The 16,978-nt window shown below is 71.4% G+C and carries 14 protein-coding genes and 1 pseudogene; 2 read left to right on the top strand and 13 right to left on the bottom strand.

Annotation, left to right across the window (positions count from 1 at the left end; translation table 11 throughout):
• Window positions 1-39: 39 nt before the first annotated feature.
• The gene (locus OG332_RS12300; RefSeq protein ID WP_327413495.1) at window positions 40-543 is read left to right on the top strand and encodes an SRPBCC family protein; all 504 of its coding nucleotides are present in this window, start codon (window positions 40-42) and stop codon (window positions 541-543) included.
• On the opposite strand, the pseudogene OG332_RS12305 reads toward OG332_RS12300, so the two are convergent.
• From OG332_RS12305 to OG332_RS12325, 5 genes and pseudogenes are all read right to left on the bottom strand, one after another.
• A pseudogene (locus tag OG332_RS12305) lies at window positions 540-2,136 on the bottom strand (Na+/H+ antiporter). The gene OG332_RS12300 and the pseudogene OG332_RS12305 sit on opposite strands and share 4 nt — an antisense overlap.
• 281 nt (window positions 2,137-2,417) lie before the next feature.
• A complete protein-coding gene (locus tag OG332_RS12310; RefSeq protein WP_327419197.1) occupies window positions 2,418-2,840 on the bottom strand; it encodes a GNAT family N-acetyltransferase in 423 nt (140 codons plus the stop codon).
• A gap of 44 nt (window positions 2,841-2,884) precedes the next feature.
• Window positions 2,885-3,826 (bottom strand): RluA family pseudouridine synthase, encoded by a 942-nt coding sequence (locus OG332_RS12315; RefSeq protein WP_327413496.1) that lies wholly within the window; start codon window positions 3,824-3,826, stop codon window positions 2,885-2,887.
• 65 nt (window positions 3,827-3,891) lie between these two features.
• Window positions 3,892-4,452: a signal peptidase II gene (gene lspA, locus OG332_RS12320; RefSeq protein WP_030707323.1), complete on the bottom strand. Its 561-nt coding sequence runs from the start codon at window positions 4,450-4,452 to the stop codon at window positions 3,892-3,894.
• A gap of 111 nt (window positions 4,453-4,563) precedes the next feature.
• Window positions 4,564-5,418 carry a TraR/DksA family transcriptional regulator gene (locus OG332_RS12325; RefSeq protein WP_327413497.1) on the bottom strand — a complete coding sequence of 285 codons (855 nt, stop codon included), beginning with the start codon at window positions 5,416-5,418 and terminating at the stop codon, window positions 4,564-4,566.
• A 570-nt stretch (window positions 5,419-5,988) separates the two neighbouring features.
• Here OG332_RS12325 and ileS point away from each other — a divergent pair.
• A complete protein-coding gene (ileS, locus tag OG332_RS12330; RefSeq protein WP_327413498.1) occupies window positions 5,989-9,135 on the top strand; it encodes an isoleucine--tRNA ligase in 3,147 nt (1,048 codons plus the stop codon).
• 461 nt (window positions 9,136-9,596) lie between these two features.
• Here ileS and OG332_RS12335 read toward each other — a convergent pair whose 3' ends face one another.
• The 8 genes from OG332_RS12335 to murG form a co-directional block, all read right to left on the bottom strand.
• Window positions 9,597-10,811 (bottom strand): DivIVA domain-containing protein, encoded by a 1,215-nt coding sequence (locus OG332_RS12335; RefSeq protein WP_327413499.1) that lies wholly within the window; start codon window positions 10,809-10,811, stop codon window positions 9,597-9,599.
• An 82-nt stretch (window positions 10,812-10,893) separates the two neighbouring features.
• Entirely contained in the window at window positions 10,894-11,190 is a 297-nt protein-coding gene (locus OG332_RS12340; protein ID WP_327413500.1) for a YggT family protein, read from the bottom strand.
• Window positions 11,191-11,250: 60 nt separating this feature from the next.
• Window positions 11,251-11,868: a cell division protein SepF gene (locus OG332_RS12345; RefSeq protein ID WP_030707332.1), complete on the bottom strand. Its 618-nt coding sequence runs from the start codon at window positions 11,866-11,868 to the stop codon at window positions 11,251-11,253.
• 149 nt (window positions 11,869-12,017) lie between these two features.
• Entirely contained in the window at window positions 12,018-12,737 is a 720-nt protein-coding gene (locus OG332_RS12350) for a YggS family pyridoxal phosphate-dependent enzyme (protein ID WP_327413501.1), read from the bottom strand.
• On the bottom strand, window positions 12,724-13,512 hold the full coding sequence (gene pgeF / locus OG332_RS12355) for a peptidoglycan editing factor PgeF (protein ID WP_327413502.1): 789 nt from the start codon (window positions 13,510-13,512) through the stop codon (window positions 12,724-12,726). The genes OG332_RS12350 and pgeF overlap by 14 nt, the downstream gene beginning before the upstream one ends.
• A complete protein-coding gene (ftsZ, locus tag OG332_RS12360) occupies window positions 13,509-14,714 on the bottom strand; it encodes a cell division protein FtsZ (protein ID WP_327413503.1) in 1,206 nt (401 codons plus the stop codon). The genes pgeF and ftsZ overlap by 4 nt, the downstream gene beginning before the upstream one ends.
• A 279-nt stretch (window positions 14,715-14,993) precedes the next feature.
• A complete protein-coding gene (locus OG332_RS12365; RefSeq protein ID WP_442816144.1) occupies window positions 14,994-15,848 on the bottom strand; it encodes a cell division protein FtsQ/DivIB in 855 nt (284 codons plus the stop codon).
• A 29-nt stretch (window positions 15,849-15,877) separates the two neighbouring features.
• Complete coding sequence (gene murG / locus OG332_RS12370; protein WP_319721756.1) at window positions 15,878-16,972, bottom strand: undecaprenyldiphospho-muramoylpentapeptide beta-N-acetylglucosaminyltransferase; 1,095 nt, start codon at window positions 16,970-16,972, stop codon at window positions 15,878-15,880.
• Window positions 16,973-16,978: the final 6 nt, after the last annotated feature.

Consider the following 16,978-nt stretch of genomic DNA (forward strand, 5'->3'; position numbering starts at 1 on the left):
TATTAGAGGGTGATCTCTAATAATCTGAGGGGAGGACGCATGGGCGTCTACAACGTGCACGAACGCCTGCTGGGGGCCAAGCAGAGCGAGGTCGGCGCGCTCATCGACACGCTGTCCAGCGGGGAGGACGACCGGCTGTGGCCCGGCCATCTGTGGGAGGAGATGGAGTTCGACCGCCCCCTGGGCGTCGGCGCGGCGGGCGGACACGGACCGGTGCGCTACACCGTGACCGCGTACGTGCCGGGGACCTGGGTCCGCTTCGCCTTCACCGGGCCCCGCGGGTTCCACGGCTTCCACGAGTTCACCGCGCTGGCCATCGACGCGGAACGGACCGTGCTGCGGCACACCCTCGCGATGTCCGTCAGCGGCGTTTCCCGCATCGCCTGGCCCCTCGCCTTCCGGCAGGGACACGACGCCTGCCTGGAGGACAGCCTGGACCGCGCCGAACTGGCCTGCACGGGCACGATCGCCCGCCCGGCCCGCTGGTCCCCCTACGTCCGCTTCCTCCGGCCGCTGGAGCGACTGGTGTCCCGGCCTGCCTAGGGGGCGCGCAGACTGCGTACGTCCAGGTGCCGCAGCACCCGGTCGACGACCTCCGGGTCGGAGCCGGGTTCGCTGCGGGCGGCCAGCACCTCGTGGCGGGCGGCCGACATCATCTCCCGCTGGATCCGCTGGATGTCGCGGAGCCGCTGCACCCGCTTCGCGTACGCCTCGCGCCGTTCCTCGTCCACCATGTCCGGGCTGATCCTGGCCCCCACGTCGTACGCGCGCCGGGTCAGCTGCTCGATCAGGTCCTCCGGCAGGCCCTCGGCCTCGTCGATCTCCTTCAGCCGCCGCTTCGCGGCCTTGGCGGCGCGGATCGCCAGCTGACGCTCGGCGTCCCGCCGCACGTCGTGGTCCTCCTCCACGCCCAGCCGCCGCACCAGCCACGGCAGGGTCAGCCCCTGGCACACCAGGGTCGCCATGATCACCGCGAACGCGATGAAGATCATCTCGTCCCGCGCCGGGAAGGGTTCGCCGGAGTCCGTCTTCAGCGGGATGGCCAGGGCCAGGGCCACCGAGGCCACCCCGCGCATCCCGGCCCACCACATGACCACGCTCTCCCGCCAGCTCAGCGGGATCTCCTCGTCGTAGTCGCGCCGCTGGTGCAGCCTCTTCGCGAGCCAGCCGGCCGGCCGGCAGCAGCCACACCAGCTGCACGCCGACCACCACCGCGACGACGACCGCCGCCCATCCGGCCATCTCCCACTCGCGGTCCTGCGCCGTCGCGAAGACGCTGTGGAGCTCCAGCCCGATCAGCCCGAAGGCCACCCCGGTGACCAGCGTGTCCACGACCTCCCAGAAGGTGTGCCCGGCGAGGCGCCCCAGCACGTCGTCGGCGTCGGACGCGTACTCGGCGAGGAACAGGGCCGTCGTCAGCACGGCCAGCACCCCCGACCCGTGGAGTTCCTCCGCGACCACGTAGGACACGAACGGCACCAGCAGCGTCAGCCCGATCTGGAGGGTGGCGTCGTCGAGCCGGCCCATCAACCGGTGGGTGGTCCAGCCGAGGGCCAGGCCGACGACCACGGCGACGACGGCGGACAGCACGAACTCCCCCAGCGCGTCGGGCCAGGAGAAGCTGCCGCTGACGGCCGCGGCGATCGCCACGTGGTAGAGCACGATCGCCGTCACGTCGTTGAAGAGCCCCTCGCCCTCCAGGATCGACACCATGCGGCGGGGCAGCCCGAGCGATCCCGCGACGGCGGTGGCGGCGACCGGGTCGGGCGGGGCCACGAGCGCTCCGAGCGCGACGGCGGCGGCGAGCGGCAGCGCGGGCACCACCGTGTACGCGACGGCGGCGACGGCGGCGGTCGTGACGAACACCAGGGCCACGGCCAGCAGGAGGATGGGCCGCACGTTGGCGGCGAACTGGCGCCAGGAGGTCCGCTGCACGGAGGCGTACAGCAGCGGCGGCAGCACCAGCGGCAGGATGAACTCGGGCGGGACCTCGACCTCCGGCACGACCGGCAGCAACGCGAGGACCACCCCGCCGAGGGTCATGAGGACGGGCGCGGGCAGTCCCAGCCGGTCCCCGAGCGGCACCATGACCACGGCGCCGAGCAACAGCACGAACAGCAGGGCAAGCTGATCCACTCCCCCACCCTGCCAGTCCGCTGCGCTCGGCCCGGGCGGTGACCACGGCGACCCGCGTGTCGGGCCCGGCCCGAACCCCACGGGGCTCCGCCCCGAACCCCTACGGCGCTCCGCGCCCGCGCCTCAAACGGCGGCGGGGCTGAAATCGCCGCTCCGCGGCAGTCCAGCCCGCCGGGCGGCACCCGTCAGCGCAGCTCGGCCACATCCAGCCCCGCCGGCGATTGAGGCGTGGGGGATTCGGGGGCGGGGCCCCCGCCGTGGCGGCGCAGTCGGGGGCCGGGCTACGGCAGGGGGCGGCGCATGGCGCGGTGCGGGATGCCCGCGTCCTGGAATGCCGGGCCGTAGGCCACGTATCCGAGGCGCTCGTAGAAGCCGAGCGCATGCGTCTGCGCGCCCAGGTCGACGCCCGTCAGTCCGAGCCGGACCGCTTCGTCCTCGATCGCCCGGACCAGGGCCACGCCCACGCCGAGGCCGCGCGCGGACTTGGCGACGGCCAGCCGGCCCAGGGAGCCGACCGCCGGGTCGCCCGTCTTGGCCAGCGCGGCGGCGCCGTGGAGCAGCCGGCCGGTGCCCAGCGGCGCCCCGTCCGGCCCCACGGCCAGTACGTGCACCGCGTCCGCGTCGTACGCGTCGTACTCGATCGACTCCGGTACGGACTGCTCGACCACGAACACCTCGGCCCGCACGGCGAAGCACGCCGCCATGTCGGCCTCGGAGTCCGCGACCCGCACCTCGAAGCCGACGGCGGTCACTCGCTCTCCGCCCGGATCACGTCCAGTGCGTGCTGCAGGTCCGCCGGGTAGCCGCTCTCGAACTCCACCCACTGCCCGTCGGAGGGGTGCTCGAAGCCGAGCCGCACCGCGTGCAGCCACTGCCGGGTCAGGCCCAGCCGCTTGGCGACCGTCGGGTCCGCGCCGTACGTCATGTCGCCGACACACGGGTGCCGGTGCGCGGACATGTGCACGCGGATCTGGTGCGTACGCCCGGTCTCCAGCTTGATGTCCAGCAGCGAGGCGGCGCGGAAGGCCTCGATCAGGTCGTAGTGCGTGACGGAGTCCTTGCCGTCCTGCGTCACGGCCCACTTGTAGTCCGCGCTCGGGTGGCGGCCGATCGGCGCGTCGATCGTGCCGCTCATCGGGTCCGGGTGGCCCTGCACCAGCGCGTGGTAGCGCTTGTCCACGACCCGCTCGCGGAACTGGTTCTTCAGCGAGGTGTACGCGCGCTCCGACTTGGCGACGGCCATCAGGCCGGACGTGCCGACGTCGAGGCGGTGCACGATGCCCTGGCGCTCGGAAGCGCCGGAGGTGGAGATGCGGTAGCCGGCCGCGGCGAGGCCGCCGATGACGGTGGTGCCGGTCCAGCCGGGGCTCGGGTGGGCGGCGACGCCCACCGGCTTCATGATGACGACGATGTCGTCGTCGTCGTGGACGATCTCCATGCCGGGGACCGGCTCGGCGACGACCTCGACCGGCCGCGGCGGCTCGGGCATCTCGACTTCGAGCCAGGCGCCACCGTGCACACGCTCGGACTTCCCGACGACACTGCCGTCGACCGACACCTTCCCCGCGGCCGCGAGGTCGGCCGCCTTCGTCCGGGAGAAACCGAACATACGGGCGATGGCGGCGTCGACACGCTCGCCTTCGAGGCCATCGGGAACGGGCAGGGTGCGGATCTCGGGAATCGTACTCACCCGTCGAGTATGCAGGACTCGGCAGCCGGGCAGTTCCGCGAGCGGTCCCGCGATCAGTTGCGCGATCAGTCCTTGTGGACAGTGCCGTCCGGGTCGAGGCCCTTGAACGACAGCAGGACGATCAGGATGCCGCCGCACACGATCGCCGAGTCGGCCAGGTTGAAGACGGCGAAATGGGCCGGCGCGATGAAGTCGACGACCGCACCCCGGAACACACCCGGCGAACGGAAGATCCGGTCGGTCAGATTGCCCAGCGCACCGCCCAGCAGCAGGCCCAGCGCGATCGCCCACGGCAGGCTGTAGAGCTTGCGCGCGAGCCGCACGATCACCACGATCACGGAGGCCGCGATGCAGGTGAAGATGATGGTGAAGGCCTCGCCGAAGCCGAAGGCGGCGCCCGGGTTGCGGACCGCCTCGAACTTCAGCAGGTCACCGATGATCTCGATCGGCGGCTGGTGCTCCAGCTTCGCCACGACGAGCATCTTGGTGCCGAGGTCCAGCAGGTAGGCGAGCACCGCCACGACGAGCAGCGCCGCGATCCGCCGACGCCCCTTGGGCACGGCGGACTCCGGCTGGGCGTCGTCCCCGACCTCCGGCGTACCGATGATGCGCTCCGCCTCTGCCACGTGAGTCCCTCGAACTAGCTCGAACCAGGCTCCTCCTGGACCCTGACGAGACACGAGGGTACGTCAGGGCCCCCGCACACCGCCTGCCCCACCTCCACCTGACGGCGGCGCCTAGTGCCGCCGCTCCTGCTTCTGCTTGCAGTCCACGCACAGGGTGGCCCGTGGAAAGGCCTGCATCCTGGCCTTGCCGATGGGCTGCCCGCAGTTCTCGCAGAGGCCGTACGTCCCCGCCTCCAGCCGTTCCAGGGCCCGCTCGGTCTGCTCCAGCATCGAGCTCGCGTTCGCCGCGAGCGCCAGCTCGGACTCGCGGGTGATGTTCTTGGTGCCGGTGTCGGCCTGGTCGTCGCCCGCGCCGTCGCCCGAGTCCCGCATCAGGCCGGTGATCGCCACCTCGGAGGCGTCGAGCTCGGCGCGCAGCCGCAGCACCTCGCCCGTCAGCTCGCTGCGGGCCTCGTCGACCTCCGTCTGGGTCCAGGGGTCCTCACCGGGCCGTACGGCGAGCTCGCCGGGGGTGAGGGCCGCGGTGGCCCGAACCTTGGGCAGCCCGCTGGTGGCCGCGGCGGCCGTCTTCCTCGCCGTACCGGTGCTCTTCTTGGCAACCACTTTGCGGACTCCCGTCTTCTTCGCGGCATGCGCCGCCCCCTCGGCCCCGGCCTGTTTGGCCGTGGCCGTCCGCTTCTCGACGGCGGTCGTCTTCTTCACGGCGGTCGCCCTGTCGGCCGTCGCCGTCCTGGCCGGCGCCTTCTTCGCCGGAGTCTTCTTCGTCGGCGCCTTCTTCGCCGGCGCCTTCGTGGCCGGCGCACGGGTGGCGGCAGCGGTCTTCCCGGCAGCGGTCGCCTTCTTGGCGGGAGCCGCGTCCTCGGAGGCCTCCGCCTTTCCCGCGGCCTTCCCGACAGCCTTCTTGGCAGTACTCCCGGCGGTCTTCTTCGCCACCATGGCCGCGGCCCCTTCACATACTGTGATCAATGCTCGCGAATCGTGCCGGAACGATAAATCGCCTCCAGCCCCGCGGCAACGGGGCACGCATCCGTCGAGGTCAACCTGCATCCGTTGTGCCCATCCGGAGCCCCGGTAATCCGCCACTCCCGCCCCACCCGCGTCCGTACCGGCGCCCAGGCCCGTTCGGGTCACGCGCGGGCCCGCCCCTGCCTCCCCCCGCGCGCCGGCCGCGCCCCCGCCACGCCGTGGCGCCGCCCCCCGCACGGGCCCCCGTAAACCGGTCTGCCGAGCGCCCGCCCGGCCCGTACACTGGCCCCAGCGAAAGGCATGGACGGGGACGAGTAGCGCCGTACGCAGCCAGGAGCGACCCGGGGACGGTGAGAGCCCGGGGGCGAGCGCGATGTGAAGGATCACCCCTGAGCCGCCGGAAGAAAGCCCGCACGGATCCCCGTACGGCGAGTAGAACCGGCTTCGCACCCCAATGAGGGGGCCACCGGATCCGTCCGGCGGCCAAGGAGGGTGGTACCGCGGGAGCAGCATTCGGCTCTCGTCCCTCCGGACGGAAGTGACACCCCGCCGGAGGAAGAGTTCAGCCTCATGACCACACCGCCGCAGTACCGCCCGGTACCCGCCCAGGTCGACCTGCCTGCCCTCGAGCACGCGGTCCTCGACTTCTGGCGCGAGAGCAAGACCTTCGCCAAGACCCTGGAGCAGTCCGAGGGCCGCCCCGAGTGGGTCTTCTACGAGGGCCCGCCCACCGCGAACGGCATGCCCGGCGCGCACCACATCGAGGCCCGCGTCTTCAAGGACGTCTTCCCCCGCTTCCGCACCATGCGCGGCTACCACGTGGCCCGCAAGGCCGGCTGGGACTGCCACGGCCTGCCCGTCGAGCTCGCCGTCGAGAAGGAGCTCGGCTTCAACGGCAAGCAGGACATCGAGGCGTACGGCATCGCCGAGTTCAACGCCAAGTGCCGCGAGTCCGTGACCCGCCACACCGACGCGTTCACCGAGCTCACGACCCGCATGGGCTACTGGGTCGACCTGGACGACGCCTACCGGACCATGGACCCCGAGTACGTCGAGTCCGTGTGGTGGTCGCTGAAGGAGATCTTCAACAAGGGTCTGCTCACCCAGGACCACCGCGTCGCCCCCTGGTGCCCGCGCTGCGGCACCGGCCTCTCCGACCACGAGCTGGCCCAGGGCTACGAGACGGTCGTCGACCCGTCGGTCTTCGTCCGCTTCCCGCTGACCTCCGGCCCCCTCGCGGGCGAGGCCGCCCTCCTCGTCTGGACGACGACCCCGTGGACCCTGGTGTCCAACACCGCGGTCGCCGCGCACCCGGACGTCACGTACGTGGTGGCCACCAATGGCGAAGAGAAGCTGGTCGTCGCCCAGCCGCTGCTGGAGAAGGCGCTCGGCGAGGGCTGGGAGGCCACCGGCGAGTCCTTCACGGGCAAGGAGATGGAGCGCTGGACGTACGAGCGCCCGTTCTCCCTCGTCGAGTTCCCGGCCGAGGCCCACTACGTCGTGAACGCCGAGTACGTCACGACCGAGGACGGCACCGGTCTGGTCCACCAGTCCCCCGCCTTCGGCGCCGACGACCTCGCGGTCTGCCGCGCGTACGGCCTGCCCGTCGTGAACCCGGTCCGCCCCGACGGCACCTTCGAGGAGGAGGTCCCGCTCGTCGGCGGCGTCTTCTTCAAGAAGGCCGACGAGAAGCTGACCGCCGACCTCGACGCGCGCGGCCTGCTCTTCAAGCACATCGCCTACGAGCACAGCTACCCGCACTGCTGGCGCTGCCACACGGCCCTGCTCTACTACGCGCAGCCGTCCTGGTACATCCGCACCACCGCCGTCAAGGACGCGATGCTGCGGGAGAACGAGAAGACGAACTGGTTCCCGGACTCGGTCAAGCAGGGCCGCTTCGGCGACTGGCTGAAAAACAACATCGACTGGGCGCTCTCCCGCAACCGCTACTGGGGCACCCCGCTGCCGATCTGGCGCTGTGAGGAGAACCACCTCACCTGCGTCGGCTCGCGCGCGGAGCTGACCGAGCTGTCGGGCCGGGACCAGTCCGCCCTGGACCCGCACCGCCCGTACATCGACGACGTCACCTTCACCTGCACCGCCGAGGGCTGCTCCCTCGAAGCGGTCCGCGTGCCGGAGGTCATCGACGCCTGGTACGACTCGGGCTCGATGCCGTTCGCGCAGTGGGGCTACCCGTACAAGAACAAGGAGATCTTCGAGAAGCGCTACCCGGCGCAGTTCATCTCGGAGGCCATCGACCAGACGCGCGGCTGGTTCTACACGCTGATGGCGGTCGGCACCCTCGTCTTCGACAAGTCCTCCTACGAGAACGTGGTCTGCCTGGGTCACATCCTCGCCGAGGACGGCCGCAAGATGTCCAAGCACCTGGGCAACATCCTCCAGCCGATCCCGCTCATGGACCAGCACGGCGCGGACGCGGTGCGCTGGTTCATGGCGGCCGGCGGCTCCCCGTGGGCGGCCCGCCGCGTGGGCCACGGCACGATCCAGGAGGTCGTCCGCAAGACCCTCCTCACGTACTGGAACACGGTCGCCTTCCAGGCCCTGTACGCCCGTACGTCGAACTGGGCGCCCTCCGCGGCCGACCCGGCACCGGCGGACCGCACGGTCCTCGACCGCTGGCTCCTCTCCGAGCTCCACACCCTCGTCGCCGAGGTCACGGACGCGATGGAGGCGTACGACACCCAGCGCGCCGGCAAGCTGCTGTCCTCCTTCGTGGACGACCTGTCGAACTGGTACGTCCGCCGCTCGCGCCGCCGCTTCTGGCAGGGCGACAAGGCCGCGCTGCGCACCCTCCACGAGGTCGTCGAGACCTTCACCCGCCTGATGGCCCCGCTCACCCCCTTCATCGCCGAGCGGGTCTGGCAGGACATGATCGTCCCGGTCACCCCGGACGCCCCGGAGTCGGTGCACCTGTCGGCGTGGCCGGAGTCGGACGCCACCCAGGTGGACCGGACCCTGTCCCAGCAGATGCTGCTGGTGCGCCGCCTCGTCGAGCTGGGCCGCGCCACCCGTGCCGAGTCGGGCGTGAAGACCCGCCAGCCGCTGTCGCGGGCGCTGGTCGGCGCGGTCGGCTTCGACGCGCTGTCGCCGGAGCTCCAGTCCCAGATCACGGAGGAGCTGAACGTCTCCTCCCTGGCCTCCCTCTCGGAGGTCGGCGGCTCGCTGGTGGACACCACGGCGAAGGCGAACTTCCGGGCCCTGGGCAAGCGCTTCGGCAAGGGCGTGCAGGACGTCGCCAAGGCGGTGGCCGCGGCCGACGCGGCGGCGCTGTCCCTGGCCCTGCGCTCGGGCTCCGCGGTCGTCTCGGTGGGCGGCGAGGAGGTGGCCCTCTCCCCGGAGGAGGTCATCATCACGGAGACCCCGCGCGAGGGCTGGTCGGTGGCGTCGGACTCGGGCGCGACGGTGGCCCTGGACCTGGAGATCACCCCGGAGCTGCGGCTGGCGGGTCTGGCGCGTGACGCGATCCGGCTGATCCAGGAGGCCCGGAAGAACTCGGGCCTGGACGTGGCGGACCGCATCGCCCTGCGGTGGTCCTCCTCGGACCCGGAGGTCGTGACGGCCCTGACCGACCACGCCGGGCTCATCGCGGACGAGGTCCTCGCCACGGACTTCGCGTCCGGCGACTCCGACGCCGCCTACGGCGACCCCTTCACGGACGAGCCCCTGTCCCTCACCTTCCGCCTCCGCAAGGCGTAACCCCGAGGCCGAGCGGCCCGTAGCCCCCCTCCCTCCCGGGACGGGGGCTACGGGCCGTTTCTCTGTCCCCACCCCGCCCTTTCACCGTTTCTCCCCCAGCTACCGCTGGGCGGTGCCCCCAGGGCTCCGCCCGGACCCGGCCCTCAAACGCCGGACGGGCCGAAAGCTCGACCCCGCCGCACCTTCCAGCCCCGCCGGCGTTTGAGGCGCGGGGGCTCGGGGGCGGCGCCCCGGTCTTTCAGCCCCGCCGGCGATTGAGGCGCGGGGTCCGGGGCGGAGCCCCGATCTTGCGGCCCCGCCGCACCTTCCAGCCCCGCCGGCGATTGAGGCGCGGGGGCTCGGGGGCGGCGCCCCCGCGACGGCGCCGCACACGGGTATGCAAACGGGCCGGGCCCGGGTTCCAGAAGGAACCCGGGCCCGGCCCGTGAAGCGGCTGCCGACCGCAGAAACGGCGGCGGCGCCTAGTTGTCGTCCTCGTCGATCAGGAAGCCCCGCATCGGCGACGGCGCCTGCATCGGCTGCGGCGCAGCCGGCCGCACCGGAGCCATCGGCTGGGTCATCGCCGGGGACATCTGCTGCTGGCCGCCGTACGACGGGCCTGCGCCCATCGGGGGGGGACCGCCCATGGGCGACGGGCCGCCCATCGAGGGACCACCCATGGAGTGCCCCATCGCACCGGCCGGAGCCATCGAGGGCGACGGCGACGGCGGCAGCGCGGGACCGGCCGGGTTCCGCGGCGGGGCCAGCGAGTCGTCGGCCTGGGTCTCCAGCTGGCGCAGCTGCGACTCCAGGTAGGACTTCAGACGCGTACGGTACTCACGCTCGAAGCCCCGCAGGTCCTCGACCTTGCGCTCCAGCGTGGCGCGGGCGGACTCCAGGGAGCCCATCGCGACGCGGTGCTTCTCCTGCGCGTCCCGCTCCAGCGCGTCGGCCTTGGCGCGGGCGTCCCGCTCCAGGCCCTCGGCGCGCGACCGGGCCTCGCCGACGATCTTGTTGGCCTCGGAGCGGGCCTCCGCGATCGCCTGGTCGGCGGTCTGCTGCGCCAGCGACAGGACGCGGGCGGCGCTGTCGCCACCGGGGCCCTGCTGCGGGAGCTGCGGCTGCTGCTGCATCTGCTGCATGGGCTGGCCCATGGGCTGCATCTGCTGGCCCATCGGCTGCATCTGCTGCCCCATGGGCTGCATCTGCTGGCCGAGCGGGTTCTGGCCGCCCATCGACTGCTGCTGCATCTGCTGCTGCTGACCCATGCCCTGCGGTCCGCCCATGGGGTGCTGCTGCATGGGGCCGCCCATGGGGCCGCCCATCGGGCCGGGGCCCTGCTGGCCCTGGCCGCCGGGGCCCGGCGGGAGCTGCGGCTGGCCGCCCGGGAGCTGCGGCGGGCCCATCTGCGGCTGCTGCTGCTGCGGCGGGCCGGATATGGCCGCGGGCACGGGGGCGCCGGGGCCGCGCTGGTCCTGGGGTTCGGGCTTGCGCATGCCCTGCTGCTGCTGGTTCTGCGCGGCGGCACGCGTGGCGGCTGCCAGCTTGGCGCGCAGGTCCTCGTTCTCGCGCAGCAGGCGCGTCAGTTCGGACTCGACCTCGTCGAGGAAGGCATCGACCTCGTCCTCGTCATAGCCTTCTCGGAGGCGGACGGTCGTGAACTGCTTGTTCCGCACGTCCTCGGGAGTCAGCGGCATGTCTTCTTCACCTCTACGTAGTCGTCGGCAGTCGGCAAGACCGTATCGGGATCGTCCCCGCGCGCGCGGAGAAGTTCATCGTTCATACGCTTCTCGCAGCACCGCTGACGAGACTGATGAGGATGTAAACGATGATCATCAGAACGAAGAAGGACAGGTCGAGTGCCACGCCCCCGAGACGCAACGGCGGGATGAACCGCCGAAGAAGCTTGAGCGGTGGGTCGGTGACAGTGTAGGTGGCCTCCAGAACGACCACCATCGCCTTGCCGGGTGCCCATGAACGTGCGAACTGGAACACGTAGTCCATGACCAGTCGGAAGATCAGCACGATGAGGAAGCACATCAGCGCGATGTAGACCACCTGTAGTGCGACGCCCATCCCGCGCTTCCCTCTCCCCGTTTCCCGCTCTGTTCCCGGCCCCGTATCTGACGGATCGGTCTAGCTTTGGTTGAAGAACCCGCCCTCCGCGATGCGAGCCTTGTCCTCCGCCGTGACATCGACGTTAGCAGGCGACAGCAGGAACACCTTCTGTGTCACGCGTTCAATGCTGCCGTGCAGACCGAAGACGAGTCCGGCGGCGAAGTCCACGAGACGCTTCGCGTCCGTGTCGTCCATCTCCGTGAGATTCATGATCACCGGAGTGCCCTCACGGAAGTGTTCCCCGATGGTACGGGCCTCGTTGTAGGTCCGGGGGTGCAGCGTCGTGATGCGGTACGGCTCCCGCTCGGAGACGACCTTGGGCATGATCACGGGGGCGTTCTTCTCCAGGTTGGTGCGATCAGGTGTGATGGATGCCACGGGGGCAATTCGCGCAGGACGTCCGTTTTCCACCGGAATTGGGATGGGTTCCCGCTGCGCCGGAGGCTGTACGGCTCGTACCGGTTCGTCCGAAATGGGCGATTGGTGCACGGGCTGCTGTCGGCGATCCCGCTCCCGAGCCCGTTCCATCTCCGGCTCGGGCTCGAACTCGTCGTCGGGGTCGTACCCCGGGTTGTCGTACCGGTCGTCCTCCACGAGGCCGAGGTAGACCGCCATCTTGCGCATCGCGCCGGCCATTCTCCGAGTCCTCCGCTCTGTGGTGGATCGCCCTGTCGCAGGTGCCGCCGTGTCACGAATGTCACCAACTGCCCGCGATCCACGTGGTCTGCCCGCTCATCGGCGGGAATGACCATATTTTCTGCTGTGGTCCGACTTTCTTCGCGACGTTACCCGAGCCGGGGTCTCGCGCCGAGTACCGCAGTGCCGACGCGTACATGTGTCGCACCGGCCGCAACGGCCTGTTCCAGGTCTGCGCTCATCCCGGCCGACACCATCGTGGCAGCAGGATGGTCCGCGCGCATGCGGGATGACAATTCCATCAACCGCTCGAAAGCGGCCTGTTCGCGTCCCGCGTAGGGGCCGGACAGCGGAGCGACGGTCATCAGCCCGTCGATCCGCAGCCCCGGTGCGGCGGCGACGAGGTCCGCCAACTCCGCGAGCTGCTCCGGCGCCGCGCCGCCGCGGGCCCCGCGCTCCCCCGATTCGGCGTCGAGGGCGATCTGCACGAGGCAGCCGAGCTCCCGGCCGGCGTTCGAGGCGGCGGCCGAGAGGGCGGTCACGAGCCTGGGGCGGTCGACGGACTGCACCACATGCGCGTATCCCGCCACGGAACGGACTTTGTTCGTCTGCAACTGACCGACGAAGTGCCAGCTGAGCGGCAGATCCGCGCAGGCCGCGGCCTTGGGGGCGGCATCCTGGTCGCGATTCTCCGCAACATGACGGACGCCCAGCTCCGCCAGCAGTCGTACGTCGCTCGCGGGATAGGTCTTGGTGACCACGATGAGCGTCACCTCGTCCCGCGCCCGGCCCGCCGCCGCGCAGGCGGACGAGATACGTTCCTCCACCCGCGCCAGGTTCTCGGCGAGCTCCGACTTACGATCCGTCATTCTTCTTTTCCCCCGGGGGTCCGGGGGTCGTCCCCCGGGAAAGCTCCGTCAACCAGACATATCCGGCAAGCCGTCCGGTCACCCGGTCGCGGCGGTACGAGAAGTGGTCCCGTGACTCCAGTGTGCAGACCGGTGAACGGCGGCTGTTCACCACCCCCGCCTCCGCGAGCTGCGCGTGCACTCCGGCGACCACGTCCACGGCCGGTGTCCCCCAGCTGGTCTCGGCCCGGGCTGCGGGCACCACTTCGGCCACCGCCTCCCGCATCTCGGCGGGCACCTCGTAGCAGTGTCCGCAGACCGCGGGTCCGGTACGGGCGATGATCCGCCCGGGCTCGGCCCCGAGGGAGACCATCGCCTCGACGGCTGCGGGCACCACCCCGGCGACCAGTCCGGGCCGCCCCGCGTGGGCGGCCCCCGCGACCCCGGCGACGGGGTCCGCCAGCAGGACGGGCGTGCAGTCGGCGGTGAGCACCGCGAGGGCGAGCCCCCGACGGGCGGTCACCACCGCGTCCACCGCGGGGACCTCGGCGTCCGGGCCCCACGGCCCGTCCACCACGGCGACGTCGCGGCCGTGGACCTGGTTCATCCAGACCACCCGGTCCGGGGCGAGCCCCAGGGACCCCGCGGCCAGTGCCCGGTTCGCCAGAACGGCGGCCGGGTCGTCTCCGACCGCGCCGCCGAGGTTGAGCTCTTCGTACGGAACGGCGCTCACCCCGCCCCACCGGTCGGTGAAGGCGAAGTGGGCGCCGCCCACGTGGTGCTGCTCCGGTGTCACTTCAAGAAGTCCGGGACGTCCAGTTCCTCGGCCGGGCTGTCCTGGTACGGGCGGGCCGTGGGGACCTGCGGCGCGGGGGCCTGGGTCTCGACCGGGGCCGGCTCGACCGGGGCCGGGGGGTCCTCGCGCGGGGTGACCGTGCCGAGTCCGCCGAAGGCCGGGCGGGCCGGCTCGGCGGCACGCACCGGAGCCGGGGCCGGCTCCTCGCGCTTGGTGGACGCCGCGCCGATGACGTTGTCCCGGCGGGCCGGGGGCTGTCCGCCGTCGAACCCGGCCGCGATGACGGTGACCCGTACCTCGTCGCCGAGCGCGTCGTCGATGACCGCACCGAAGATGATGTTCGCCTCGGGGTGCGCGGCCTCGCTCACCAGCTGCGCGGCCTCGTTGATCTCGAAGAGACCGAGGTCCGAGCCACCGGAGATGGAGAGCAGCACGCCCCTGGCGCCGTCGATGGACGCCTCCAGCAGCGGCGAGGAGATCGCCATCTCGGCCGCGGCCACCGCGCGGTCGTCGCCGCGGGCCGAGCCGATGCCCATCAGGGCCGAGCCGGCCTCGGACATCACGGACTTGACGTCGGCGAAGTCGAGGTTGATCAGACCCGGGGTGGTGATGAGGTCGGTGATGCCCTGGACGCCCGAGAGCAGGACCTGGTCGGCCGACTTGAAGGCGTCGAGCACGCTGACCTGGCGGTCCGAGATGGACAGCAGTCGGTCGTTGGGGATGACGATGAGGGTGTCGACCTCTTCGCGGAGCTCGGCGATGCCGTCCTCCGCCTGGTTCGCGCGGCGCCGGCCCTCGAAGGTGAACGGCCGGGTGACCACACCGATCGTCAGGGCGCCCAGCGAGCGCGCGATGTTGGCGACGACGGGTGCGCCGCCGGTGCCGGTGCCGCCGCCTTCACCGGCGGTGACGAAGACCATGTCGGCCCCCTTGAGGACCTCCTCGATCTCCTCGCGGTGGTCCTCTGCCGCCTTGCGGCCGACGGCCGGGTTGGCGCCGGCGCCGAGGCCCCGGGTGAGTTCACGGCCGACGTCGAGCTTGACGTCGGCGTCGCTCATCAACAGCGCCTGGGCGTCCGTGTTGATGGCGATGAACTCGACGCCCTTGAGACCGACCTCGATCATTCGGTTGATGGCATTGACACCACCGCCGCCGACACCGATGACCTTGATGACTGCGAGGTAGTTCTGCGGTGCTGCCACGTCGAAGGCCTCTCGCCTCGAGTTACGTGTCGCCGCCTCGCGGGCCTGCGTTGCGACGACTGATGCCGAAATAGGGACGGTCCGAACGCGCCGACCCGAACCCTCACCCTGAAGTTTAGGGTTAGGGGTGTGTCTGTTCCTTGGACTCTTCCGAACAGGACACTAAGTCGACAAGTAGCGCGCGTTCAACGAACACGCCGAACCTCCCGTTTTTCTTTTCACCCTATGTGATCACCCGTATCGCTGGCCAACCAGGGTGCGTCGTTGTTCGACCGGGAGTCAACTCCCGGACACTGCAGGGGCGGTGGGGACGCTCACGTCGAAGTGAGCGGCCTTGGGCGCGGCTTTCAGCAAAGCGGTCAGCGCACGCCCCTTCGCCTCGCTCTGTTCGCCGCTCCCCCACGTCACGGACCGGCCCCCGGTCAGCTCCAGGACCACCGAATCATAGGAACCCACCTTGACCTGCACGGTTTCCCTGGCGACCGGTTCCGGGAGGGCGCCGGCGACGAGAACGGCCTCGTGCAGGAGCCGTTCCTCGTCGAAGCGGCGGGCGCTCGGCGATCGTGCGGCGTTCAATTCCAGGACCGGAACGCCCGCGGGCGCTTTCGGAACCGTGTCGAATCGCACACCCGAAGCGTCCACTTCGACGAAGTCGGCGCCCTTTTTGATGAGCAGGACAGGTTTGCGTTCCGTCACTTTCAGCCCGATTCCATGCGGCCAGGCCCGCACCACGTCGACCGAATCGATGCGGGGCAGCCGGCCGCGGACGCGGCTCTCGATCTCGTCGGTGTCCACGCTCACCAGGGCCGCGCCGACGGGCACGGCCGCGGCCGAGAGGACCTGCTCGGAGGTGAGCACCTCCGTGCCGCTCGCCGTGACCCTCTCGACGCGGAGCCAGGAGGAGCCGTAGAGCACCCAGGTGCCGCCCGCGACGAGGAGCACCGCGGCGGCCAGGGAGGCCAGCACGGGGCCCCGGCGCAGGCGTGCGCCGGGGCCCTGCGGGCCGGATCCCTTCACGGACTTGCCGGACTTGGGGGCCTTGGGCGGTTTGGGAGAGCCGGCGCCCTTGCGGGCGGGCCGGCCGGACCCGCCGGAACCCGGGGTCCCGCGCTGTGCGGTCGTCGCTCCGGCCACTCCTGTGCCTCCTGCGTCTGGGCTCCGCGTCAGCGGTTCCTGTGGGCTGCGATCGCCTCGTACACCATGCCGACCAGCAGCTCGTCGGCGTCCCGGCGGCCGAACTCACCGGCGGCGCGGGACATCTCGTACAGGCGGTGCGGGTCGGACAGCACCGGGAGGACCTGGCCGAGCACCCACTCGGGCGTCAGCTCCGCGTCGTCCACGAGGAGGCCGCCGCCGGCCTTGACCACCGGCTGGGCGTTGAGCCGCTGTTCGCCGTTGCCGATCGGCAGCGGGACGTAGGCGGCCGGGAGCCCGACGGCGGAGAGTTCGGCGACGGTCATCGCACCCGCGCGGCACAGCATCATGTCGGCGGCGGCGTACGCGAGATCCATCCGGTCCACGTACGGTACCGGCACATACGGCGGCATCCCGGGCATGTTGTCGACACGCGGCAGTTCGTTCTTCGGCCCGACCGCGTGCAGGATCTGGACCCCGGAGCGCTGGAGGGTCGGAGCGACCTGCTGGATCACCTCGTTGAGGCGACGGGCACCCTGGGAGCCGCCCGAGACCAGCAGGGTCGGCAGGTTGGGGTCCAGGCCGAAGGCGGCGCGCGCCTCCGGGCGCACCGCGGCCCGGTCGAGGGTGGAGATGGAGCGGCGCAGCGGGATGCCCACGTAGCGGGCGCCGCGCAGCTTGCTGTCGGGGGTGGAGACCGCGACGGCGTGCGCGTACCGGGAGCCGATCTTATTGGCCAGTCCGGGCCGGGCGTTGGCCTCGTGGACGATGATCGGCACCCCGAGCCGCTTGGCCGCGAGGTAGCCGGGCAGGGCCACGTAGCCGCCGAAGCCGACGACGCAGTCGGCCTTGGTGCGGATGAGGATCTCCTCCGCGGCCTTGATGGTGCCGCGCAGCCGTCCGGGGACGGTGATCAGCTCCGGGGTCGGCTTGCGGGGCAGCGGCACGGCGGGGATCAGCCCGAGTTCGTAGCCGCGCTCCGGCACCAGGCGGGTTTCCAGTCCGCGCTCGGTGCCGAGGGCGGTGATGCCCACTGAAGGGTCCTGCCTGCGCAGGGCGTCCGCGAGGGCGAGCGCCGGCTCGATGTGGCCGGCGGTCCCCCCACCGGCGAGTACGACATGCACCGAAAT

Source organism: Streptomyces sp. NBC_01233, from assembly GCF_035989305.1.
Classification (GTDB): domain Bacteria; phylum Actinomycetota; class Actinomycetes; order Streptomycetales; family Streptomycetaceae; genus Streptomyces.